General features: G+C 47.9%; 20 protein-coding genes, 1 tRNA gene and 2 pseudogenes. 15 read left to right on the top strand and 8 right to left on the bottom strand.

Annotated features, from left to right (window positions below; all coding sequences use genetic code 11):
• Window positions 1-5: 5 nt before the first annotated feature.
• Window positions 6-224: pseudogene (locus ACJHXB_RS22235) on the bottom strand (D-serine transporter DsdX); the annotation flags it as partial.
• A gap of 242 nt (window positions 225-466) precedes the next feature.
• Here ACJHXB_RS22235 and ACJHXB_RS22230 point away from each other — a divergent pair.
• Entirely contained in the window at window positions 467-1,462 is a 996-nt protein-coding gene (locus tag ACJHXB_RS22230; RefSeq protein WP_001315771.1) for a LacI family DNA-binding transcriptional regulator, read from the top strand.
• Between the two features lie 7 nt (window positions 1,463-1,469).
• Here the strand turns inward: ACJHXB_RS22230 and cscA are convergent, their stop codons facing one another.
• Complete coding sequence (gene cscA, locus ACJHXB_RS22225; RefSeq protein WP_001559548.1) at window positions 1,470-2,903, bottom strand: sucrose-6-phosphate hydrolase; 1,434 nt, start codon at window positions 2,901-2,903, stop codon at window positions 1,470-1,472.
• A 215-nt stretch (window positions 2,904-3,118) separates the two neighbouring features.
• Between cscA and ACJHXB_RS22220 the strand changes: the two genes are divergently transcribed.
• Both ACJHXB_RS22220 and ACJHXB_RS22215 read left to right on the top strand, forming a co-directional pair.
• On the top strand, window positions 3,119-4,033 hold the full coding sequence (locus tag ACJHXB_RS22220) for an aminoimidazole riboside kinase (RefSeq protein WP_001274877.1): 915 nt from the start codon (window positions 3,119-3,121) through the stop codon (window positions 4,031-4,033).
• 71 nt (window positions 4,034-4,104) lie between these two features.
• Window positions 4,105-5,352, top strand: a complete 1,248-nt coding sequence (locus ACJHXB_RS22215; RefSeq protein ID WP_001197031.1) for an oligosaccharide MFS transporter — start codon at window positions 4,105-4,107, stop codon at window positions 5,350-5,352.
• 79 nt (window positions 5,353-5,431) lie between these two features.
• Here the strand turns inward: ACJHXB_RS22215 and ACJHXB_RS22210 are convergent, their stop codons facing one another.
• The 3 genes from ACJHXB_RS22210 to ACJHXB_RS22200 all read right to left on the bottom strand — a co-directional run bounded on the left by ACJHXB_RS22210 (window position 5,432) and on the right by ACJHXB_RS22200 (window position 6,876).
• Window positions 5,432-5,614 (bottom strand): DUF4942 domain-containing protein, encoded by a 183-nt coding sequence (locus ACJHXB_RS22210; RefSeq protein WP_223362157.1) that lies wholly within the window; start codon window positions 5,612-5,614, stop codon window positions 5,432-5,434.
• Between the two features lie 179 nt (window positions 5,615-5,793).
• A tRNA-Arg gene (locus tag ACJHXB_RS22205) sits at window positions 5,794-5,868 on the bottom strand.
• Between the two features lie 75 nt (window positions 5,869-5,943).
• The gene (locus ACJHXB_RS22200; RefSeq protein WP_000368131.1) at window positions 5,944-6,876 is read right to left on the bottom strand and encodes a formate/nitrite transporter family protein; all 933 of its coding nucleotides are present in this window, start codon (window positions 6,874-6,876) and stop codon (window positions 5,944-5,946) included.
• Window positions 6,877-7,169: 293 nt separating this feature from the next.
• Between ACJHXB_RS22200 and mlaA the strand changes: the two genes are divergently transcribed.
• Complete coding sequence (gene mlaA, locus ACJHXB_RS22195; RefSeq protein ID WP_000776779.1) at window positions 7,170-7,925, top strand: phospholipid-binding lipoprotein MlaA; 756 nt, start codon at window positions 7,170-7,172, stop codon at window positions 7,923-7,925.
• Between the two features lie 181 nt (window positions 7,926-8,106).
• Here the strand turns inward: mlaA and ACJHXB_RS22190 are convergent.
• From ACJHXB_RS22190 to fadL, 3 genes and pseudogenes are all read right to left on the bottom strand, one after another.
• Window positions 8,107-8,289 (bottom strand): annotated as a pseudogene (locus ACJHXB_RS22190) (hypothetical protein); the annotation flags it as partial.
• Between the two features lie 30 nt (window positions 8,290-8,319).
• Window positions 8,320-9,375: a hypothetical protein gene (locus ACJHXB_RS22185; RefSeq protein ID WP_000937806.1), complete on the bottom strand. Its 1,056-nt coding sequence runs from the start codon at window positions 9,373-9,375 to the stop codon at window positions 8,320-8,322.
• Window positions 9,376-9,741: 366 nt separating this feature from the next.
• Window positions 9,742-11,082 (bottom strand): long-chain fatty acid transporter FadL, encoded by a 1,341-nt coding sequence (fadL, locus tag ACJHXB_RS22180; RefSeq protein ID WP_001362313.1) that lies wholly within the window; start codon window positions 11,080-11,082, stop codon window positions 9,742-9,744.
• Window positions 11,083-11,453: 371 nt separating this feature from the next.
• Here fadL and ACJHXB_RS22175 point away from each other — a divergent pair, with 371 nt between their 5' ends.
• From ACJHXB_RS22175 to ACJHXB_RS22125, 11 genes are all read left to right on the top strand, one after another.
• On the top strand, window positions 11,454-11,738 hold the full coding sequence (locus ACJHXB_RS22175) for a YfcZ/YiiS family protein (protein ID WP_001296261.1): 285 nt from the start codon (window positions 11,454-11,456) through the stop codon (window positions 11,736-11,738).
• Window positions 11,739-11,918: 180 nt separating this feature from the next.
• The gene (gene fadI / locus ACJHXB_RS22170; RefSeq protein WP_000531946.1) at window positions 11,919-13,229 is read left to right on the top strand and encodes an acetyl-CoA C-acyltransferase FadI; all 1,311 of its coding nucleotides are present in this window, start codon (window positions 11,919-11,921) and stop codon (window positions 13,227-13,229) included.
• Window positions 13,229-15,373, top strand: a complete 2,145-nt coding sequence (fadJ, locus tag ACJHXB_RS22165; protein WP_000425035.1) for a fatty acid oxidation complex subunit alpha FadJ — start codon at window positions 13,229-13,231, stop codon at window positions 15,371-15,373. The genes fadI and fadJ overlap by 1 nt, the downstream gene beginning before the upstream one ends.
• Before the next feature lie 202 nt (window positions 15,374-15,575).
• Window positions 15,576-16,061: a phosphohistidine phosphatase SixA gene (gene sixA, locus ACJHXB_RS22160; RefSeq protein WP_001195819.1), complete on the top strand. Its 486-nt coding sequence runs from the start codon at window positions 15,576-15,578 to the stop codon at window positions 16,059-16,061.
• A gap of 658 nt (window positions 16,062-16,719) precedes the next feature.
• Window positions 16,720-17,286: a fimbrial protein gene (locus tag ACJHXB_RS22155; RefSeq protein ID WP_000033308.1), complete on the top strand. Its 567-nt coding sequence runs from the start codon at window positions 16,720-16,722 to the stop codon at window positions 17,284-17,286.
• 83 nt (window positions 17,287-17,369) lie between these two features.
• Window positions 17,370-20,009 (top strand): fimbrial biogenesis outer membrane usher protein, encoded by a 2,640-nt coding sequence (locus tag ACJHXB_RS22150; RefSeq protein WP_001114067.1) that lies wholly within the window; start codon window positions 17,370-17,372, stop codon window positions 20,007-20,009.
• A gap of 19 nt (window positions 20,010-20,028) precedes the next feature.
• The gene (locus ACJHXB_RS22145) at window positions 20,029-20,778 is read left to right on the top strand and encodes a fimbria/pilus periplasmic chaperone (RefSeq protein WP_000160648.1); all 750 of its coding nucleotides are present in this window, start codon (window positions 20,029-20,031) and stop codon (window positions 20,776-20,778) included.
• 15 nt (window positions 20,779-20,793) lie between these two features.
• The gene (locus tag ACJHXB_RS22140) at window positions 20,794-21,285 is read left to right on the top strand and encodes a fimbrial protein (RefSeq protein ID WP_000826024.1); all 492 of its coding nucleotides are present in this window, start codon (window positions 20,794-20,796) and stop codon (window positions 21,283-21,285) included.
• Window positions 21,282-21,761, top strand: coding sequence for a fimbrial protein (locus ACJHXB_RS22135; RefSeq protein ID WP_000826832.1), 480 nt, complete (start codon window positions 21,282-21,284; stop codon window positions 21,759-21,761). Before ACJHXB_RS22140 ends, ACJHXB_RS22135 begins: the two co-directional genes overlap by 4 nt.
• Complete coding sequence (locus ACJHXB_RS22130) at window positions 21,758-22,303, top strand: fimbrial protein (RefSeq protein WP_001037532.1); 546 nt, start codon at window positions 21,758-21,760, stop codon at window positions 22,301-22,303. The genes ACJHXB_RS22135 and ACJHXB_RS22130 overlap by 4 nt, the downstream gene beginning before the upstream one ends.
• Window positions 22,304-23,167: a StfH/YfcO family fimbrial adhesin gene (locus tag ACJHXB_RS22125; protein ID WP_001604682.1), complete on the top strand. Its 864-nt coding sequence runs from the start codon at window positions 22,304-22,306 to the stop codon at window positions 23,165-23,167.
• The last annotated feature ends 149 nt before the right edge of the window (window positions 23,168-23,316 follow it).

Genomic DNA, 23,316 nt, shown 5'->3' with positions numbered 1-23,316 from the left:
TGCGCTTAGATGATAAATGACAGCAGGAATGTGCCCGCCAGAGCGACGACTGAAGCGATAAATGTCGCTGTCGTATAGTATTTAAATGTTTCATTGAGCGTAGCGCCGCAATATTGCTTCACCAGCCAGAAAAGCGAGTCCGTAACGATCGTGCAGCCAATCGCACCTGAACCGATAGCAATCGCAATAATTTCCGGGCTGATGTCGGGATACAGCGGCAGCACAATGATCCATATTTATATTTTCTTCTCCAGGTTGGCGATGCCAGTTGGCATGTTTTACCTACTTGCCTATATGGTTACTCGTTGGCGAGAACAGAGGCGGAATTGGGCACAATTGTCCGGGAATTATTGTTATTTTTTATTGTATTGCCGTGTCGGGTGATAGGGCGTTGAGAATATCGTTGGATCTCGCCAGTGACGTCTGTTTCTGCTACAGTGCCCGTTTTACGGCAAACGGCTTGGGTATGGCTTCATTAAAGGATGTCGCACGCCTGGCGGGAGTGTCGATGATGACAGTCTCCCGGGTGATGCATAATGCAGAATCTGTGCGTCCTGCAACGCGTGACCGCGTATTGCAGGCAATCCAGACCCTGAATTATGTTCCTGATCTTTCCGCCCGTAAGATGCGCGCTCAAGGACGTAAGCCGTCGACTCTCGCCGTGCTGGCGCAGGACACTGCTACCACTCCTTTCTCTGTTGATATTCTGCTTGCCATTGAGCAAACCGCCAGCGAGTTCGGCTGGAATAGTTTTTTAATCAATATTTTTTCTGAAGATGACGCTGCCCGCGCGGCACGTCAGCTGCTTGCCCACCGTCCGGATGGCATTATCTATACTACAATGGGGCTGCGACATATCACGCTGCCTGAGTCTCTGTATGGTGAAAATATTGTATTGGCGAACTGTGTGGCGGATGACCCAGCGTTACCCAGTTATATCCCTGATGATTACACTGCACAATATGAATCAACACAGCATTTGCTCGCGGCGGGCTATCGTCAACCGTTATGCTTCTGGCTACCGGAAAGTGCGTTGGCAACAGGGTATCGTCGGCAGGGATTTGAGCAGGCCTGGCGTGATGCTGGACGAGATCTGGCTGAGGTGAAACAATTTCACATGGCAACAGGTGATGATCACTACACCGATCTCGCAAGTTTACTCAATGACCACTTCAAATCTGGCAAACCAGATTTTGATGTTCTGATATGTGGTAACGATCGCGCAGCCTTTGTCGCTTATCAGGTTCTCCTGGCGAAGGGGGTACGTATCCCGCAGGATGTCGCCGTAATGGGCTTTGATAATCTGGTTGGCGTCGGGCATCTGTTTTTACCGCCGCTGACCACAATTCAGCTTCCACATGACATTATCGGGCGGGAAGCTGCATTGCATATTATTGAAGGTCGTGAAGGAGGAAGAGTGACGCGGATCCCTTGCCCGCTGTTGATCCGTTGTTCCACCTGATATTATGTTAACCCAGTTGCCAGAGTGCTCCATGTTGCAGCACAGCCACTCCGTGGGAGGCATAGAGCGACAGTTCCCGTTCTTCTGGCTGCGGATATATTCGGCTACTCATCACCGCCTCCCCGTCGTTAATAAATACTTCCACGGATGATGTATCGATAAATATCCTTAGGGCGAGCATGTCACCCTGCGGGAGGGGAATACTACGGTAGCCATCTAAATTCTCGTGTGGGTAATACCGCCACAAAACAAGTCGCTCAGATTGGTTATCAATATACAGCCGCATTCCAGTGCCGAGCTGTAATCCGTAATGTTCGGCATCACCGTTCTTCAGCGCCCACTGCAACTGAATCTCAACTGCTTGCGCGTTTTCCTGCAAAACATATTTATTGCTGATTGTGCGGGGAGAGATAGATTGATGCTGCTGGCGTAACGACTCAGCTTCGTGTACCGGGCGTTGTAGAAGTTTGCCATTGCTCTCTGATAGCTCGCGCGCCAGCGTCATGCAGCCTGCCCAGCCTTCACGTTTTGAGGGCATTGGCGATTCCCACATATCCATCCAGCCGATAACAATACGCCGACCATCCTTCGCTAAAAAGCTTTGTGGTGCATAAAAGTCATGCCCGTTATCAAGTTCAGTAAAATGCCCGGATTGTGCAAAAAGTCGTCCTGGCGACCACATTCCGGGTATTACGCCACTTTGAAAGCGATTTCGGTAACTGTATCCCTCGGCATTCATTCCCTGCGGGGAAAACATCAGATAATGCTGATCGCCAAGGCTGAAAAAGTCCGGACATTCCCACATATAGCTTTCACCCGCATCAGCGTGGGCCAGTACGCGATCGAAAGTCCATTCACGTAATGAACTGCCGCGATAAAGCAGGATCTGCCCCGTGTTGCCTGGGTCTTTCGCCCCGACTACCATCCACCATGTGTCGGCTTCACGCCACACTTTAGGATCGCGGAAGTGCATGATTCCTTCTGGTGGAGTGAGGATCACACCCTGTTTCTCGAAATGAATACCATCCCGACTGGTAGCCAGACATTGTACTTCGCGAATTGCATCGTCATTACCTGCACCATCGAGCCAGACGTGCCCGGTGTAGATAAGTGAGAGGACACCATTGTCATCGACAGCACTACCTGAAAAACACCCGTCTTTGTCATTCTCGTCTCCTGGCGCTAGCGCAATAGGCTCATGCTGCCAGTGGATCATATCGTCGCTGGTGGCATGTCCCCAGTGCATTGGCCCCCAGTGTTCGCTCATCGGGTGATGTTGATAAAACGCGTGATAACGATCGTTAAACCAGATCAGGCCGTTTGGATCGTTCATCCACCCGGCAGGAGGCGCGAGGTGAAAATGGGGATAGAAAGTGTTACCTCGGCGCTCGTGAAGTTTTGCTAGTGCGTTTTGCGCCGCATGTAATCGAGATTGCGTCATTTTTATCATCCTGGTTAAGCAAATTTGGTGAATTGTTAACGTTAACTTTTATAAAAATAAAGTCCCTTACTTTCATAAATGCGATGAATATCACAAATGTTAACGTTAACTATGACGTTTTGTGATCGAATATGCATGTTTTAGTAAATCCATGACGATTTTGCGAAGAAGAGGTTTATCACTATGCGTAAGTCAGATGAATTTAAGGGAAAAAAATGTCAGCCAAAGTGTGGGTTTTAGGGGACGCGGTCGTAGATCTCTTGCCAGAATCAGACGGGCGGCTACTGCCTTGTCCTGGCGGTGCGCCAGCTAACGTTGCGGTGGGAATCGCCAGATTAGGCGGAATAAGTGGGTTTATAGGTCGGGTGGGGGATGATCCTTTTGGTGCGTTAATGCAAAGAACGCTGCTAACTGAGGGAGTCGATATCACGTATCTGAAGCAAGATGAATGGCACCGGACATCCACGGTGCTTGTCGATCTGAACGATCAAGGGGAACGTTCATTTACGTTTATGGTCCGCCCCAGTGCCGATCTTTTTTTAGAGACGACAGACTTGCCCTGCTGGCGACATGGCGAATGGTTACATCTCTGTTCAATTGCGTTGTCTGCTGAGCCTTCGCGTACCAGCGCATTTACAGCGATGACGGCGATCCGGCATGCCGGAGGTTTTGTCAGCTTCGATCCCAATATTCGTGAAGATCTATGGCAAGACGAGCATTTGCTCCGCTTGTGTTTGCGGCAGGCGCTACAACTGGCGGATGTCGTCAAGCTCTCGGAAGAAGAATGGCGACTTATCAGTGGAAAAACACAGAACGATCGGGATATATGCGCCCTGGCAAAAGAGTATGAGATCGCCATGCTGTTGGTGACTAAAGGTGCAGAAGGGGTGGTGGTCTGTTATCGAGGACAAGTCCACCATTTTGCTGGAATGTCTGTGAATTGTGTCGATAGCACGGGGGCGGGAGATGCGTTCGTTGCCGGGTTACTCACAGGTCTGTCCTCTACGGGATTATCTACAGATGAAAGAGAAATGCGACAAATTATCGATCTCGCTCAACGTTGCGGAGCGCTTGCAGTAACGGCGAAAGGGGCGATGACAGCGCTGCCATGTCGACAAGAACTGGAATAGTGAGAAGTAAACGGCGAAGTCGCTCTTATCTCTAAATAGGACGTGAATTTTTTAACGACAGGCAGGTAATTATGGCACTGAATATTCCATTCAGAAATGCGTACTATCGTTTGGCATCCAGTTACTCATTTCTCTTTTTTATTTCCTGGTCGCTGTGGTGGTCATTATACGCTATTTGGCTGAAAGGACATCTAGGATTAACAGGGACGGAATTAGGTACACTTTACTCGGTCAACCAGTTTACCAGCATTCTATTTATGATGTTCTACGGCATCGTTCAGGATAAACTCGGTCTGAAGAAACCGCTCATCTGGTGTATGAGTTTCATTCTGGTCTTGACTGGACCGTTTATGATTTACGTTTATGAACCGTTACTGCAAAGCAATTTTTCTGTAGGTCTAATTCTGGGTGCGCTCTTTTTTGGTCTGGGTTATCTGGCGGGCTGCGGTTTGCTTGACAGCTTCACTGAAAAAATGGCGCGAAATTTTCATTTCGAATATGGAACAGCGCGCGCCTGGGGATCTTTTGGCTATGCTATTGGCGCGTTCTTTGCCGGTATATTTTTTAGTATCAGTCCCCATATCAACTTCTGGTTGGTCTCGCTATTTGGCGCTGTATTTATGATGATCAACATGCGTTTTAAAGATAAGGATCACCAGTGCATAGCGGCGGATGCGGGAGGGGTAAAAAAAGAGGATTTTATCGCAGTTTTCAAGGATCGAAACTTCTGGGTTTTCGTCATATTTATTGTGGGGACGTGGTCTTTCTATAACATTTTTGATCAACAATTCTTTCCTGTCTTTTATGCAGGTTTATTCGAATCACACGATGTAGGAACGCGCCTGTATGGTTATCTCAACTCATTCCAGGTGGTACTCGAAGCGCTGTGCATGGCGATTATTCCTTTCTTTGTGAATCGGGTAGGGCCAAAAAATGCATTACTTATCGGTGTTGTGATTATGGCGTTGCGTATCCTTTCCTGCGCGCTGTTCGTTAACCCCTGGATTATTTCATTAGTGAAGCTGTTACATGCCATTGAGGTTCCACTTTGTGTCATATCCGTCTTCAAATACAGCGTGGCAAACTTTGATAAGCGCCTGTCGTCGACGATCTTTCTGATTGGTTTTCAAATTGCCAGTTCGCTTGGGATTGTGCTGCTTTCAACGCCGACTGGGATACTCTTTGACCACGCAGGCTACCAGACAGTTTTCTTCGCAATTTCGGGTATTGTCTGCCTGATGTTGCTATTTGGCATTTTCTTCCTGAGTAAAAAACGCGAGCAAATAGTGATGGAAACGCCTGTACCTTCAGCAATATAGACGTAAACTTTTTCCGGTTGTTGTCGATATCTCCATATCCCTCAACCGGAAAATAATAATACTAAAATGCTTAGCCCAACTAATAATCACCTAATCCAAACGCCTCATTCATGTTCTGGTACAGTCGCTCAAATGTACTCCGGATACGCGGTTCGCTGATTTCCAGGACATTGTCGTCATTCAGCGACCTGTCCCGTGTATCACGGGCCTGCGAATTCATCAAGGAATGCATTGCAGAGTGAAGTATCGAGTCACGCCATATTTCGCTATCAGGATTCTGTGTGATGGTTACATCGCCCGGCCCAGGGCTGTTTAGTCATCAGCGCTTTCTGACAGTGCTGAGATTTCAACCTGTTGCAGTAAAAATGAGTAGATATAGGGCAAGTGTGCTGCCAAACCCATCTTTTACGGGGCGAAGGTAGATATTGTTAGAAGGGTATCTGGTGTCCCCTGCAGGAATCGAACCTGCAATTAGCCCTTAGGAGGGGCTCGTTATATCCATTTAACTAAGAGGACAATGCGGCATGAGTATACCCGCTAATGGACTGCGGGGTAAGTACACTGCCGCTCGATTGCTTAAACCCTCGCCATTTATGCCGGGTTTTTATCATTTTTCTTAATGTTTTCCGCACGTTCTGCTTTTTGGCGTGCTTCGGCTTTGCGCTTGTTGCTCATGTCGTTACGGATCTGTGCATGACTCATTAACGCGAAGATAAAGGTGCCGCCGCAGATGTTCCCCGCTAAAGTAGGTAGTGCGAAGGGCCAGATGAAATCGCTCCAGTGCAGCGTACCGTTAAACACCAGATAGAGGATTTCAACAGAACCGACAACGATGTGAGTGGTGTCACCCAGGGCAATAAGCCAGGTCATCAATATAATCACCACAATCTTTGCCGCACCCGCTGCAGGAAACATCCATACCATAGTGGCGATCAGCCAGCCGGAAATGATCGCGTTGGCAAACATCTCGCTGGGGGTGTTCTTCATCACATCCATGCCGATTTTGACAAATGCATCGCGAGTTTCTTCATTGAAGATAGGCATATATTCAAATGCCCATGCAGCAATACCTGTCCCGAGAATATTACCCAGCAGCACGACGCCCCATAATCGCATAAGTAAGCCGACGTTGCTCATTGTCGGTTTTTGCATGACGGGTAGTACCGCAGTCACGGTGTTTTCGGTAAATAATTGCTGGCGGGCCATAATGACGATAATAAAACCAAAGGTATAACCGAGATTCTCCAGCAAGAAGCTGCCCGGCACGCCTTCCAGTTCGACATGAAATATCCCTTTTGCCAGTAGCGAAGCGCCCATCGACAGACCCGCCGCAATGGCTGACCACAATAGCGCCATTGCGTCGCGTTCCAGCTCTTTTTCACCATCCTGGCGGATATGCTCATGAATTGCCATCGCCCGGGAGGGGAGTCGGTCTTCATCTATTTCTATTTTTTTGCCGCGCTCTTTTTCTTCGCTCTCAACTTCAATTTCGTCGCTGTGTTGATCAATTTTGTCGTTGTCCATGGTCTCTTCTCTTGAATTAGCACGTATAGCTAAAGCGTAGCGGCTTTTTTGCTCGCAACTGGCGGGAGTTACTCTGAAAATGTAGAAAAGGCTGCGTTTGCCTTTTTCTGTTTCTATAGAATCAAGTAGCCTACAGGGCGGCGATTACCAGGCTATGATCAAATCAGCAAATCAGGGCGTCTGGACATCAGTTGACGTGCTGTTACAATCGCCCACACCTAAACAGGCGGATACGGTATCGTTCCGTCATGGATGGCAAACTGCATAAGCCATAAAAAAACAGGGAGACATTTATGAAGCTTCGCCTGTCGGCGCTTGCTCTGGGAACTACGCTTCTGGTGGGGTGTGCGAGTTCCGGTACAGATCAGCAGGGGCGTTCTGACCCGTTAGAAGGGTTCAACCGCACCATGTACAACTTCAACTTCAATGTATTAGACCCGTATGTTGTTCGACCGGTGGCTGTCGCCTGGCGTGATTATGTTCCGCAACCGGCGCGTAACGGTTTGAGCAACTTCACGGGCAACCTGGAAGAACCTGCGGTGATGGTTAACTACTTCTTGCAGGGCGACCCTTATCAGGGGATGGTCCACTTTACCCGCTTTTTCCTGAACACCATTTTGGGGATGGGCGGCTTTATTGATGTTGCAGGGATGGCGAACCCGAAACTGCAACGGACTGAACCTCACCGCTTCGGTAGTACGCTTGGTCATTATGGCGTGGGTTATGGGCCGTACGTTCAGTTACCATTCTACGGTAGCTTCACGCTGCGTGATGACGGTGGTGATATGGCGGATGGTCTTTACCCGGTTCTTTCCTGGCTGACCTGGCCGATGTCTGTGGGTAAATGGACGCTTGAAGGGATAGAAACTCGTGCGCAGTTGTTGGATTCCGATGGTCTGCTGCGTCAGTCGTCCGATCCTTACATTATGGTGCGCGAAGCGTACTTCCAGCGTCATGATTTCATCGCTAATGGCGGCGAACTCAAACCGCAGGAAAATCCGAACGCGCAAGCAATTCAGGATGATTTAAAAGATATCGATTCTGAATAAGAAACAAATAAAAAAGGTGAATCGCAAAACTCACCTTTTTTGTTGTTATCCCTCAATTACCCCAAGTAAAAGAAGATAAACCGACAATAACCTGGACGTAATTATGTAAAAATACTGATGTTCGTCACTGACTATTTCCGATATTCAGGCGTTGAAAAATCAAAAAACTGGAAAAATAATTTTAAATATCATCAAAATTAACACCTGGCGCAGATAGTTGATTAATTTCATTTTGATATTTCGTCTGGCGATTTTGAAGATTTTCTTCAATTTTACCTTTGAGTTCCTTATAGTGCTTATATATATTTTGAGAATGGTCAGCGTTAGCTTCGTTACCGAATAAAGTAGAAACTATTTCTTTTGTATTCTCAAGTGTATATTTTCTATTATCCTCTTAAAATTGATATCCTCTTGCTAGATTTGAAGGATTAAAAGCTTCGTTAGGTTCTCTCAGTCTTTCCCCTTTGAGTTCGTTTACAACTTGATGATCGGAACCTGTTGCAAATGATTCTGCAATGATTGCTTTACTGTGTTCAAACCACGCAGAAGCACTCCTGGCATTTTTACTACAATATTGGGTGAGATTATCACCATCAATACGAAATCCTTTTTGAATGTGGTAGCCATCCTGATCGTAGTAACCGAGAGATAAGTAATCATTTCCATTTTTATTTTTAATTACAATAGCGAGAGAGGCACCTTTTTGATCTATACCGTACCAGGTAAATAAGTCCGTTGGTTCACTTTTCCCGCTCTCATCGAACTCCGTTACCGTATGTCTGAGTTTGTGTGATATTTTATCGAAGATAAAACTTGGATCTTCATCATATATTTCTTTTATTGCGCTGAAGATCATTTTCTTGTTATTGATATCATTAGTATTCTCTACTACATTTTCATTGATGATGGTTTGGCCGACTTTTTTGTTTTCATCGTTCGCAGGTGATCTTGTTGGTTCTTGATTTTCAATATCAATATCAAAAGTAATATCGTCTGTATCATTGGAGTCAATGCCAATATCACTACGATCATCAATACCACTAACAATAATACCATCAGTAAACTCAGCATTATTTATATCATCATGAGTCTTCTCAACTATGTTGTCATTAATGATAGTACGGACGAGTTCTTTGTCTTTATAGCTCGCAAGTAATTTTATTGGTTCTTGGTTATCGATACCAATAGTAATATGGTCTGTATCATTGGAGTTAATATCAATATAAGTAACTGAGGAATTATTAATATTAAATATATCAGGATTGTCGTTTCCTCGTATGGCGTTTTTTATAAGCTCAAGTAGATGTTTAACACAGGTGCTTATTCCTTCCTTACCATTAAAAAGGTTTTTGAGCTCTTGTACTAATCCATTAACTTCATCATTGTTATTTTCATTGATGGATTCTGTGTAAGCTGCGCTGGTATTGTTTATTGAAATAGATGGTAGCATGATTTTATTCCATGTTGATTGATTTGTTACAAATATATATTACCTAATAAAATAGACTATCAAAAAACGCTCATTTATTTAGACCCTATCTTTAATTTGAGTGTATGAGCGCACAATAGCCAGGGTGGTTTGAGTATCCTGGAAATTCAGAAAAGTAAACTCTTTGAGAAAGACGAGCAGAACGTCTGAAAATATGCCTTTCCCTTCAGGTTTGTCTGTGGATACCACTTAATGATTTGAAAGGGCAAGCTACCATCAGGCTGTTTGCAAAACTCAGGAGGCAAGCAATGAGGAAACAACTTTCGTTGAAGTGTGGGAGTTAAAGTCACCTGCATAGCAGGTGACTTTATCCAGGCGAACGCGTTATCAGAACGCGTAGTTAAAGTTAGTACCGAACAGCCAGGCTTTACCTTCAGACTCGAACTGGTATGGGCCTTCGTTAATTTTCACGCTCTGACCGTGCATATAAGAAACACCAACATCGACTGAAGCATCTTTATTAAATGCGTAAGTCGTACCTGCACTCAGCCAGAAACGGTCCTGGTCCGGAATGGAGATAGAACGATTCTGTGCCGGAACTGGGCTGTCATCAAAGGCGATACCGGTACGGAAGGTCCAGTTATCATCGTAGTAATAAGTGGTTCCCAACGCGATGCGGTAAGCATCTTTAAAGCCTTCATGTTTCTGGAACAGCGTGTCGCCACTCGTTGAGGTCGCTTTCAGCTGCTGGAACTGACTCCAGCTGGTGTAAGCCAGGCTATAGTGAATCGCCCACTGCGGATCAACACGGTTATAACCCGACACTTCCCACATTTCAGGCAGGTTCAGCGTCAGATAACCCGATTGCGTTGCGCCACCTGTCGCGGTAGGTATTGGTAAACCGTAGTTATTAAACGCACGATTAAGATCGCTGCTGTAGTTACCTTTGAAGTCAATTTTCACTTCAGAACGGTAGGTCAGTGCATAGCGGTTATTTTTATCCAGTTCATACAGGATACCGGCGTTCCAGCCAAAGCCCCACTGGTTACCGTTCAGATGAGCGATTTTGGTATTACTGTCGATACCGTTGGCGGTAGCTGCCAATGCTTGCCCTTGAGGAGTCTTCCCGGCAGGAGATTGCATGATCTGACCGGCAACCAGCTGCCCCAGATCGCCTGCGAAACGTTCAATTTTCGCGCGAGCGTAGACGGCGTTGAAACCAAGACCAAAGCTCCATGCATTATTTAAGCGATACGCACCGCTTAAGTTCAGGTTCATGGTTTCAAGGTCGGTTGTACCCCCGACAGAGCCGCCTGCATAAGTATCGTTAAACTCTGTTGCCAGGCCATAGTTAGAGGTAATAGAAGCGCCCCAACCAAATTGGTCGTTAATCGGTGCAACAAAGTGCATGTTCGGAACCCATGCCGTAGGCGCGATGTTATCGGCTTTCAGGCTACGACCAGATGGAGACGTTCCGCTGATATTTACATCCGGGTCAATATAAACCGCACCCGCAGAAAATGTCGGGCGGTCAAACATGGTAATCAATGCGGGGTTACGGCTAACGTTACCTGCATCATCGGCAATTGCACCTTCCCCTGAATAAGCCCGGCCCAGGCCAGAGGAAGAAAATTCGTTTAACTGAAAGCCTGCCGACCAGGCCTGGGTGGAGATAAGTGCCACTGCGACTGCGAGAGCAGACTTTGTAAACAGGGTTTTCTGGCTCATGACCATAACCTCAATGATTTATTTTTATACAAACTATGTTACGTGCTGTAACAGGAGCGCGAAGTGTAGGGTCTGAGGTACATCTTAGAAATCAGACCAGTGGCGAGAGTATAGGTCGGACCAGCTGGAATGTTGCAAGTATGTTTCTATCTTTTTTCAAATATGATCTAAGAAACGCGATCCAGCTGGCAAAATTTGGAGGTGGCGCACTCATGGATTCGGGTGAATTTTGTTTTAGATCATTTTTAAGTGTGATTTCGGTCACTTATCCGATTTTGCAGAATTAACAACTGGAGCAGCACTTTCCGGAAGCGTAAAATATCCACAACGTTTATCTGGCACCTTGGGTGCACATACAGAGGAAATCAACGATGAGTAAATGTAGTGCTGATGAAACCCCGGTTTGCTGCTGTATGGATGTTGGCACCATTATGGACAACTCCGACTGCACCGCGTCTTACAGCCGCGTGTTTGCAAACCGCGCAGAAGCAGAACAAACGCTGGCGGCGCTGACTGAAAAAGCCCGTAGCGTGGAATCCGAACCGTGCAAAATCACCCCGACTTTCACTGAAGAGTCTGACGGTGTGCGCCTGGATATCGATTTCACTTTTGCCTGCGAAGCTGAAATGCTGATCTTCCAGCTGGGTCTGCGTTAATTCCTCTCGGGTACGTACGCCCCTGTCAGTTGTTGGCAGGGGCGTTTTATTTTCTCTTCTACTTTTCTCTCTGTGTCATAGCTCCCACTTTCCCTTTTCTCCACTTGGCTAAATGTAAAAAAATGGTTAAGACTATGATCAGGTCAGACCACTTTATTTATTATTTTACAGGGGAGTGTTATGGGTCAGGTTTTACCGCTGGTTACCCGCCAGGGCGATCGTATCGCCATTGTTAGCGGTTTACGTACGCCTTTTGCCCGCCAGGCGACGGCTTTTCATGGCATTCCCGCGGTTGATTTAGGGAAGATGGTGGTAGGCGAACTGCTGGCACGCAGCGAAATTCCCGCCGAAGTGATTGAACAACTGGTCTTTGGTCAGGTCGTACAAATGCCGGAAGCCCCCAACATTGCGCGTGAAATTGTTCTCGGTACTGGAATGAATGTGCATACCGATGCTTACAGCGTCAGCCGCGCTTGCGCTACCAGTTTCCAGGCGGTTGCAAACGTCGCAGAAAGCCTGATGGCGGGAACTATTCGCGCGGGGATTGCCGGTGGGGCCGATTCCTCTTCCGTATTGCCAATTGGCGTCAGTAAAAAACTGGCGCGCGTGCTGGTTGATGTCAACAAAGCTCGAACCATGAGCCAGCGCCTGAAACTCTTCTCTCGCCTGCGTTTGCGCGACTTAATGCCGGTGCCTCCGGCAGTGGCGGAATACTCTACTGGCTTGCGGATGGGCGACACCGCTGAACAAATGGCGAAAACCTACGGTATTACTCGCGAACAGCAAGATGCATTAGCGCACCGTTCGCATCAGCGAGCCGCTCAGGCGTGGTCAGACGGTAAACTCAAAGAAGAGGTGATGACTGCCTTTATCCCTCCTTATAAACAACCGCTTGCCGAAGACAACAATATTCGCGGTAATTCCTCGCTTGCTGATTACGCAAAGTTGCGTCCGGCGTTTGATCGTAAACACGGGACGGTAACGGCAGCAAACAGTACGCCGCTGACCGATGGCGCAGCGGCGGTGATCCTGATGACCGAATCGCGGGCGAAAGAATTAGGGCTGGTACCGCTGGGGTATCTGCGCAGTTACGCATTTACTGCGATAGATGTCTGGCAGGACATGTTGCTCGGTCCGGCCTGGTCAACGCCGCTGGCGCTGGAACGTGCCGGTTTGACAATGAGCGATCTGACATTGCTCGATATGCACGAAGCCTTTGCAGCTCAGACACTGGCGAATATTCAGTTGCTGGGTAGCGAACGTTTTGCTCGTGATGTACTGGGGCGTGCACATGCCACTGGCGAAGTGGACGATAGCAAATTTAACGTGCTTGGCGGTTCGATTGCTTACGGGCATCCCTTCGCGGCGACCGGCGCGCGGATGATTACCCAGACATTGCATGAACTTCGCCGTCGCGGCGGTGGATTTGGATTAGTGACCGCCTGTGCTGCGGGTGGGCTTGGCGCGGCAATGGTTGTGGAGGCGGAATAATGGAAATGGCATCAGCGTTTACCCTTAATGTCCGTCTGGACAACATTGCTGTTATCACCATCGACGTACCGGGTGAGAAAATGAATACCCTGAAGGCGGAGTTTGCCTCGCAGGTGCGCGCCATTATTAAGCAACTCCGTGAAAACAAAGAGTTGCGCGGCGTGGTGTTTATCTCCGCGAAACCGGACAACTTTATCGCTGGCGCAGACATCAACATGATCGCCAACTGCAAAACGGCGCAAGAAGCGGAAGCACTGGCGCGGCAGGGTCAACAGTTAATGGCGGAGATTCATGCTTTGCCCGTTCCGGTTATCGCGGCTATTCATGGCGCTTGCCTGGGCGGTGGGCTGGAGTTGGCGCTGGCGTGCCACGGTCGCATGTGTACTGACGATCCTAAAACGGTGCTCGGTTTGCCTGAAGTACAACTTGGATTATTACCCGGTTCAGGCGGCACCCAGCGTTTACCGCGCCTGATAGGTGTCAGCACAGCATTGGAGATGATCCTCACTGGAAAACAACTTCGGGCGAAACAGGCATTAAAGCTGGGGCTGGTGGATGACGTCGTTCCGCAATCCATTTTACTGGAAGCCGCTGTTGAGCTGGCAAAGCAGGATCGTCCATCTTCACGCCCTCTACCTGTACGCGAGCGTATTCTGGCGGGGCCGTTAGGTCGTGCGCTGCTGTTCAAAATGGTCGGCAAGAAAACAGAACACAAAACTCAGGGTAACTATCCGGCGACAGAACGCATCCTTGAGGTTGTCGAAACGGGATTAGCGCAGGGCACCAGTAGCGGCTATGACGCTGAAGCCCGTGCTTTTGGCGAACTGGCGATGACGCCGCAATCGCAGGCGCTGCGTAGTATCTTTTTTGCCAGTACGGAAGTGAAGAAAGATCCTGGCAGTGATGCGCCGCCTGCGCCATTAAACAGCGTGGGAATTTTAGGTGGTGGCTTGATGGGCGGCGGTATTGCTTACGTCACTGCTTGTAAAGCGGGGCTTCCGGTCAGAATTAAAGATATCAACCCGCAGGGCATAAATCATGCACTGAAGTACAGTTGGGATCAGCTGGAGGGCAAAGTTCGCCGTCGTCATCTCAAAGCCAGTGAACGCGACAAACAGCTGGCATTAATCTCCGGAACGACAGACTATCGCGGCTTTGCCCATCGCGATCTGATTATTGAAGCGGTGTTTGAAAATCTCGAATTAAAACAACAAATGGTGGCGGAAGTTGAGCAAAATTGCGCCGCTCATACCATCTTTGCTTCGAATACGTCATCTTTACCGATTGGTGATATCGCCGCTCACGCTACGCGACCTGAGCAAGTTATTGGCCTGCATTTCTTCAGTCCGGTGGAAAAAATGCCGCTGGTGGAGATTATTCCTCATGCGGGGACATCGGCGCAAACCATCGCTACCACAGTAAAACTGGCGAAAAAACAGGGTAAAACGGCAATTGTCGTGCGTGACAAAGCCGGGTTTTACGTCAATCGCATTTTAGCGCCTTACATTAATGAAGCTATCCGCATGTTGACCGAAGGTGAACGGGTAGAGCACATTGATGCCGCGCTGGTGAAATTTGGTTTTCCGGTAGGCCCAATCCAACTTTTGGATGAGGTAGGAATCGACACCGGGACTAAAATTATTCCTGTACTGGAAGCCGCTTATGGAGAACGTTTTAGCGCGCCTGCAAATGTTGTTTCTTCAATTTTGAACGACGATCGCAAAGGCAGAAAAAATGGCCGGGGTTTCTATCTTTATGGTCAGAAAGGGCGTAAAAGCAAAAAACAGGTCGATCCTGCCATTTACCCGCTGATTGGCACACAAGGGCAGGGGCGACTCTCCGCACCGCAGGTAGCTGAACGGTGTGTGATGTTGATGCTGAATGAAGCAGTACGTTGTCTGGAAGAGCAGGTTATCCGTAGCGTGCGTGACGGAGATATTGGCGCGGTATTTGGCATTGGTTTTCCGCCATTTCTCGGTGGTCCGTTCCGCTACATCGATTCTCTCGGTGCGGGTGAAGTGGTTGCAATAATGCAACGACTGGCCACGCAGTATGGTTCCCGTTTTACCCCTTGCGAGCGTTTAGTCGAGATGAGCAAGCGTGGGGAAAGTTTTTGGAAAACAACTGCAACTGACCTGCAATAAGAAGGTCAAAGCTATATGAATCCGCGCTGAATGGCGGAGTGTTGCTCAAAATGTAAACGCATATTGACTATACTTACGCCATTGAGGTAAAAAACAGCGTTTCATTCGGTGAATGGATAAGGCACAATGCCGGCCACCGTTTTCTTTCTCTGGTTTCAGATGAAAGAAAACGGGCGAATCTGGTTAACAAAAGCGGTGCAATATGCAAGTTTTTATCATGCGTCACGGCGACGCAGCCCTCGATGCCGCCAGTGATTCGGTTCGTCCTCTGACTACTAACGGTTGTGACGAATCTCGCCTGATGGCGAACTGGCTGAAAGGTCAAAAAGTGGAAATCGAACGCGTTCTGGTGAGCCCGTTCCTGCGAGCCGAGCAAACACTGGAAGAAGTAGGGGATTGTCTGAACCTGCCTTCCAGTGCAGAAGTTCTGCCGGAGTTAACGCCCTGCGGCGATGTTGGTCTGGTCAGTGCCTATTTACAGGCGTTGACCAATGAAGGTGTTGCTTCGGTACTGGTGATCTCCCACTTACCCTTAGTCGGGTATCTGGTTGCTGAGTTATGTCCGGGCGAAACGCCGCCTATGTTTACCACCTCGGCCATTGCCAGCGTAACGCTTGATGAAAGCGGAAACGGCACATTTAACTGGCAGATGAGCCCATGTAATCTGAAGATGGCAAAGGCGATTTAATACGCATGCACAAGGCCCGCTGGCGTAAGCTATCGGGCCTTTATTTTCTGGCAATGTTGAATTTTTTTAATCTTATTGTACTAACAATGATCCGCTTGTGATCGAATAGTCATAATTTTATACGGTATGACGCTTTTATTTGTGGAAATTTACATATTGAAAGAAAATTTACTTTTATTCATAAATTATTTTTCTGGAAGCATTTTTAGGTAAATAATGACTAAAGTGAAAAATATTATTGGGTCTTGATTTTATATTAATTATAGTGTTTTAATATTATATCGTTGCGAAATTAATATCACAAGATAGTCATTGCCATGTGATTGTTTTTGACTTTGATTTATTCACTGAATTTTTGCATTTGCTGTTTTTTTGAACTCATTCTTCATAACTGAGATGAAAAATTTCAGTAATTATTATCCCCGTCCATTAATTAAGTATTTCTAACTTTTAATGTTAGAAAATTTAAATTGCATCAGTCATATTAAAATATCAACATGTTCGGCACGCCAAAGAATATTATATCAAGGAACCTGTTTTTTCAGGAGCTGAAAATCTGTTCATTGGCTGCTTAAAAGTCGCTGTAAAAATTGAAGAAGCTCTGCGTCAATATTTCAGTTGGCTTATATTATAATTATTTATGATTTAAGGACAAATAATGAGTAAGTTTGTAAAAGCAGCAGTTGCCACGGCAATGCTCATGGGGGCGCTGACTTCAGCATCAGTCGTTGCCGCAGGGAATAACGGTACAGTGAGATTTTACGGCACAATTGAAGACTCCCCGTGCTCAATTGTTCCTGACGATCATAAACTGGAAGTGGATATGGGCAGCATCGGTACGGGTTCTTTAACCGGCGGCAAAACAACCACACCAAAAGATTTCCAGATTCGTTTACAGGACTGTAATTTCAATACTGAAACGACAATGTCTACCACATTCACCGGTAATCCGTACTCCACTAACGCAGATAACTATTCTCTGTCTAACATGGATAATGGAACTGAAATTCCAAACGTTAGCCTGGTTATTGGTGACCAGCACGGTACAGGTTATGCTCTGGGAGCAGAGATTAAGCAACCTATCGTGAAGGACAGTTCAACGGGAAAAGGCAAACCTAAACAAACTCTGAACTTTAAAGCATGGTTAGTGGGTGAAACGGCTGCTGTAACACCAACACCGGCACCGTTTGAAACGCTGACGACGTTCCAGATCACGTATCTCTAATGTATTTCCCCCATAGCTGCAAAGTTATGGGGTTTATAACTACCAAATAACTAAATTATAAAAAATCATGGATGGATACGCCGATGCCAGAACATTCTTTTCTCCGTTTACGGGGGCTTTCGTGGTGGATTGCTCTGGCAATTTCCGGGAGTCCATTTAATGCCCTGGCAGACGATACCATTCAGTTTGATGGCCGATTTCTTGATTTAAAAGGCAATACCAAAATTGATTTGGGCCGTTTTTCGCAAAAAGGCTATGTAGAACCGGGTAAATATAACTTACGCGTTCATGTAAATAATCAGCCGTTACCTGACGACTACGATATCTACTGGTACGCAACTGAAAACGATCCGAATAAATCATATGCCTGCTTATCGCCAGAGCTGGTTGCCCAGTTTGGTCTGAAGGAAGATATTGCGAAGAATTTGCAATGGATCCGCGATGGTCAGTGTCTGAATACGGCACTTTTAGCAGGTACAGAAATTAGCGGCGATTTAGGCCAGTCTGCACTCCTTGTTTCTGTACCGCAGGCTTATCTGGAATATACCGACAGCGAGTGGGACCCGCCTTCGCGCTGGGATGACGGTATCCCTGGGCTTATTGCCGATTACAGTATCAACGCGCAAACCCGACATGAAAATGGGGGTGATGACACCAACGACATCAGCGGTAATGGTACGGTCGGCGTTAACGTGGGGCCGTGGCGCTTACGAGCTGACTGGCAGAGCGATTATCAGCATACCCGCAGTAACGATGACGGCGACACCGACGATAGCGGTACGCAAAAAAACTGGGAGTGGAGCCGTTACTACGCCTGGCGCGCCTTGCCGTCATTAAAAGCCAAACTTTCGCTGGGTGAAGATTACCTCAACTCCGATATTTTTGATGGCTTCAGTTACATTGGCGGCAGCATCAGTACCGATGATCAAATGTTACCGCCAAACCTGCGCGGCTACGCACCCGATATTTCAGGTGTTGCACACACTACCGCTAAAGTGACTGTAACCCAAATGGGCCGTGTCATTTACGAAACCCAGGTGCCCGCAGGGCCATTCCGCATTCAGGATATTGGCGATTCCGTCTCTGGCACGCTGCATGTCCGCATTGAAGAACAAAACGGCCAGGTACAGGAATACGACGTCAGCACGGCGTCCATGCCGTTCCTGACTCGCCCCGGCCAGGTGCGTTACAAAGTGACAATGGGGCGTCCACAAAACTGGGACCATCAGGTTGCAGGTAGCTTCTTCTCGGGCGGCGAGGCATCGTGGGGGATTGCCAATGGCTGGTCGCTCTACGGCGGTGCGTTAGCCGATGAAAACTACCAGTCGGCGGCGCTGGGCCTCGGTCGTGACCTGGCGCTGCTAGGCGCGTTAGCGTTTGATGTCACTCACTCTCGTGTTCAACTCGACGATAACAGCGTGTATGGCAACAAAACGCTGGACGGCAACTCTTATCGCGTCAGCTATGCCAAAGATTTTGATGAACTCAACAGTCGGGTGACGTTTGCTGGATACCGCTTCTCTGAAAAAAACTACATGACCATGAGCGAGTATCTGGATGCGAACGACGACGACCGGGCGCGCACCGGTAACGACAAAGAGATGTATACGGTCACCTATAACCAGAACTTCACGGATGCGCGCGTTTCGGTCTATCTCAACTATTCCCACCATACCTACTGGGATCGCCAGGATCAGACCAACTACAATATGATGCTTTCTCATTATTTCAATTTAGGAAGCCTTCGCAACCTGAGCGTTTCTCTGACCGGTTATCGCTACGAATACGATAAAAGTGCCGACAAGGGTGTTTATCTGTCCTTAAGTTTGCCGTGGGGCGACAACAGCACTATCAGTTACAACGGCAACTATGGCAGCGGTGCCGACAGCAATCAGGTGAGCCTGTATCACCGCATTGATGACGCCAGCCACTACACGTTAAGCGCCGGAACCAGCGAAAACCACAGCAGCGTGGATGGCTACTACAGCCACGATGGTACTCTGGCAAAAGTTGATCTCAGTGCCAACTACCATGAAGGGCAATACACCTCAGCGGGGATCTCTTTACAGGGCGGGGCAACGTTGACCGCTCACGGCGGGGCGCTGCATCGTACACAAAACATGGGCGGTACACGTCTGTTAATCGACGCTGATGGCGTTGCTAATGTGCCGGTTGAAGGTAATGGTTCCGCCGTTTATACCAACATGTTCGGCAAAGCGGTGGTGGCTGATGTGAATGATTACTACCGCAACCAGGCTTATATCGATTTGAACAAACTGCCGGAAAACGCTGAAGCTACAAAATCAGTGGTTCAGGCAACGCTGACGGAAGGCGCTATTGGCTACCGTAAATTTGCGGTGATCAGCGGTGAGAAGGCGATGGCAGTGCTGCGCTTGCAGGATGGCAGCCATCCGCCATTTGGGGCGGAAGTGAAAAACGATAATCAACAACAAGTTGGATTGGTTGATGACGAAGGTAATGTTTATCTGGCAGGCGTTAAACCGGGTGAACATATGACCGTTTTCTGGGAGGGTGAATCTCACTGCGGTATCAGCCTGCCAGACCCGTTACCGAATGACCTGTTCAATGGCTTGTTGTTGCCATGCCAGCAAAAGGGGGGAAGTTCTCCCGTCATACCGCATGATATTCAACCCGTCATTCAGGAGCAGACACAACAGGTGACACCAATGGAACCGCCGATGTCTGTTTCATCGAACCAATAACGTGATTAAGGAATGATCCATGACTAAACATCTCTCTGCCAAAACATTGACAACGGTACTGTCGTTACTGGCAGCAACGGTAAGTTTTTCTGCTCAGGCGTCAGTAACGCCCGATCGTACTCGCCTGATTTTTAATGAAAGCGATAAATCCATCAGCGTGACGCTGCGTAATAACGACCCAAAACTGCCTTATCTGGCGCAAAGCTGGATTGAAGATGAAAAGGGCGTCAAAATCAGCTCGCCGCTGGCGGTATTGCCGCCCGTACAGCGCATTGATGCAATGATGAATGGTCAGGTAAAAATTCAGGGCCTGCCGGATATTCATAAATTACCTGCCGATCGGGAATCGATGTTCTATTTCAACGTGCGCGAAATTCCGCCGAAATCGAACAAATCCAACACGCTACAAATCGCTCTTCAGACGCGTATCAAACTTTTCTGGCGACCGAAAGCTCTGGAAAAAAACACCACGCAAAAACCGTGGCAGCATAAAGTGACCTTAACCCGCAACGGTCAGGAATTTACTGTCAATAACCCGACGCCGTATTACGTCATTTTCAGTAATGCCAGCGCACAGAAAAATGGCAATCCGGCAGCCGGTTTCTCGCCAATAGTGATGTCGCCGAAAACCTCTGCACCGCTGAATGTGAAGATGGGTAGCGTACCGGTACTGACCTATGTCAACGACTATGGCGCACGGATGCCGCTCTTTTTCACCTGCAACGGCAATAGTTGCCAGGTTGATGAAGAGCAGAGTCGCAAAGGCTGAGGCCGGGAGTGTGAGATGAAACGACTACTTTTGGCCGGGCTGGGAGGAGTGCTGCTTACGGGCAGTGTTCTTGCCGGTGAAACGAAAAGTGTGCCATTGACATTGCGCGTACTGGTAGACCCACCACCTCCTTGTACCGTAAAAGGCAGTAACGTCGATTTTGGTGATGTGATCATCAAAAAAATCAATGGTACTGAATATCGCAAAGATGCAGGTTATACCCTGAACTGTGCCAATAGCCTGAGCGATGACCTTCAGATGCAGTTTAAGGGCACAACCACCACGATCAATGGCGAAACGGTGTTAAGCACGGGAATTACCGGGTTTGGCATTCGTATTGAAAATGTAGCAGATAACTCTCTGTTTGCGATTGGCGACAATACCTGGACTCCATTTAGCGTCAGTAGCCAGCCACAACTCAAAGCAGTGCCAGTCAAACAGGATGGCGTGACGCTGACAGGCGCGCAGTTTAACGCCAGCATGACAATGGTGGTGGATTACCAATGAAACGACTCTCGTTAATTTTATTATCCGCTTTTTGCACCATAACGCATGCCGCACCGGAAGATATCACCTTCACGGGTACGCTGATCGAACCTCCGGTCTGCACCGTCAGCAATGGTGATGATATTGAGATCCAGTTTATCGACGTCATTATCGACAATATTGACGGGGTTAATTACCGCAAAGATGTTCCGTACCAGATAACGTGTGACCCTGATATTACCGATGACGCCTGGGTAATGACGCTAACCTGGACCGGTACACAGACCAACTATAACGATGCGGCGATTCAGACGGATGTCACGGGATTAGGGATTGAACTCCAGCAAAACGATCAGCCCTTTAAGCTGAATACCCCGCTTAACGTGACACCCGCCAACCTGCCGAAGTTGAAGGCCGCACCTGTAAAAGCTTCCGATGCCACGCTGACTGACGGTAACTTTTCCGCTTACGCCACATTGCAGGTGGATTATCAATGAACAAACTGAAGAAATATCAATGTATCAGGGTGCAAACCCTTCTGTTGGGCGGTGTGCTGGTGCTGGTGAGTCATTCAGCACTGGCAGCTAATAATTTGCATTTTTACGGCAACCTGATGAGCAAAACCTGTACTCCGGTGGAACAGGCTGGAACGTTGGCAGAGGTACAGTTTGCTGATATCAGCCACAAAGATTTGATGGTGCGCGGTCAGTCCGATCGTGTACCGGTGGTTTTTCGCCTGAAAGATTGCCATGGGCCAGCGCAGTACAGCGTAAAAGTTACTCTGACCGGAACAGAAGACAGTGGGCAACCGGGATTTCTGGCTCTGGATGATACCTCCGGTGCACAGGGCGTAGGCATTGGTATGGAAACTACTGATGGTACTGCTGTTGCTATTAATAACACGACGGGGGTGACCTTTGTGCTGAATGATGGCAATAACAGTCTTAATTTCAGAGCATGGTTACAGGCAAAAGAGGGGCGTGATGTAACACCCGGTGATTTTACCGCCCAGTTAACCGCCACGTTTGAGTATATTTAAATGAAAAAAATACGCTATTTTTGGGGCTTGCTGATATTGCTCATTGTCAGTACCGGAGCACAGGCGTCAGTTTATGTCGCAACAATGTATACACCGGTAGGGTATGCAAGCCACACTACGAAGGTAGTTTATTATCTTGATGTTCTTACCCCCGATAGCGTCAATCACGGTGTTTATGCGACACCAAATACCTACGGTATGGTCATGGGATGGTTAGATATGCAAAGCTGGACGGGGCCTGGTCCTGCACCATCATTAAAGGTCATATCAATGACAGAGATATCAAAATCATCTTGTCCGGGGCTTGCAGAGTATGACAGCCGAGCGCAAAGGACGATCTGGACGTGTTATGAGATGCAAATTGAAGTCTGGAAAGAAGACACTAACGTTCATGGCTGCCCGTGGTTGGTATCGACACATGGAGAAAGCTCTGATCGTATAGATCCCGGTCCAGGAACCTATTCCGGACGCACAGTCAGTAACTCTTCTTGCCCACCTATACCGTTAGAGCCGTATGATGTGTCCTGGAATGAAAGTCGGGTTGTGCGTGATAAGACGTTAACTCTCCAGTCTACCGGCGGGATAGTTGAAAAAACGCTCTCCACCTACCTGATGAAAGACGGCAAACTGTGTGACGGTAGCAAATTTGGCGATACTGACGATCGTGGTGCTTATTGTCGTTGGGTGTCGCAGATGCTCACCTTCACCTCATCGGGCTGTGACAATGCCAAAGTGACGGTAACACCAAATCGTCACCCCATTACCGACAAAGAGCTTCACGATATGGTGCTTCGCGTGGATACCACCTCGCGGCAACCTATTGATTCTACCTGTCGATTCCAGTACGTACTGAATATGCTGTAGTAGCTCGTCGTTGTGCACTGATGCCTGATGCGACGCTGACTGAACTGAACCCCAAAACCTGGACAGTTTCAGTTAACCGGCTTTTTGATGCTCAGTCCGGTATTCTACCGGACTGAGTCCCCCAAGACTGAGTTTTATTCTTTTTTGAT

Origin of the sequence: Escherichia sp. WS3227_2, from assembly GCF_046486495.1 — a bacterium.
GTDB lineage: Bacteria > Pseudomonadota > Gammaproteobacteria > Enterobacterales > Enterobacteriaceae > Escherichia > Escherichia coli.
This window is presented reverse-complemented; position numbering and strand designations above follow the sequence as displayed.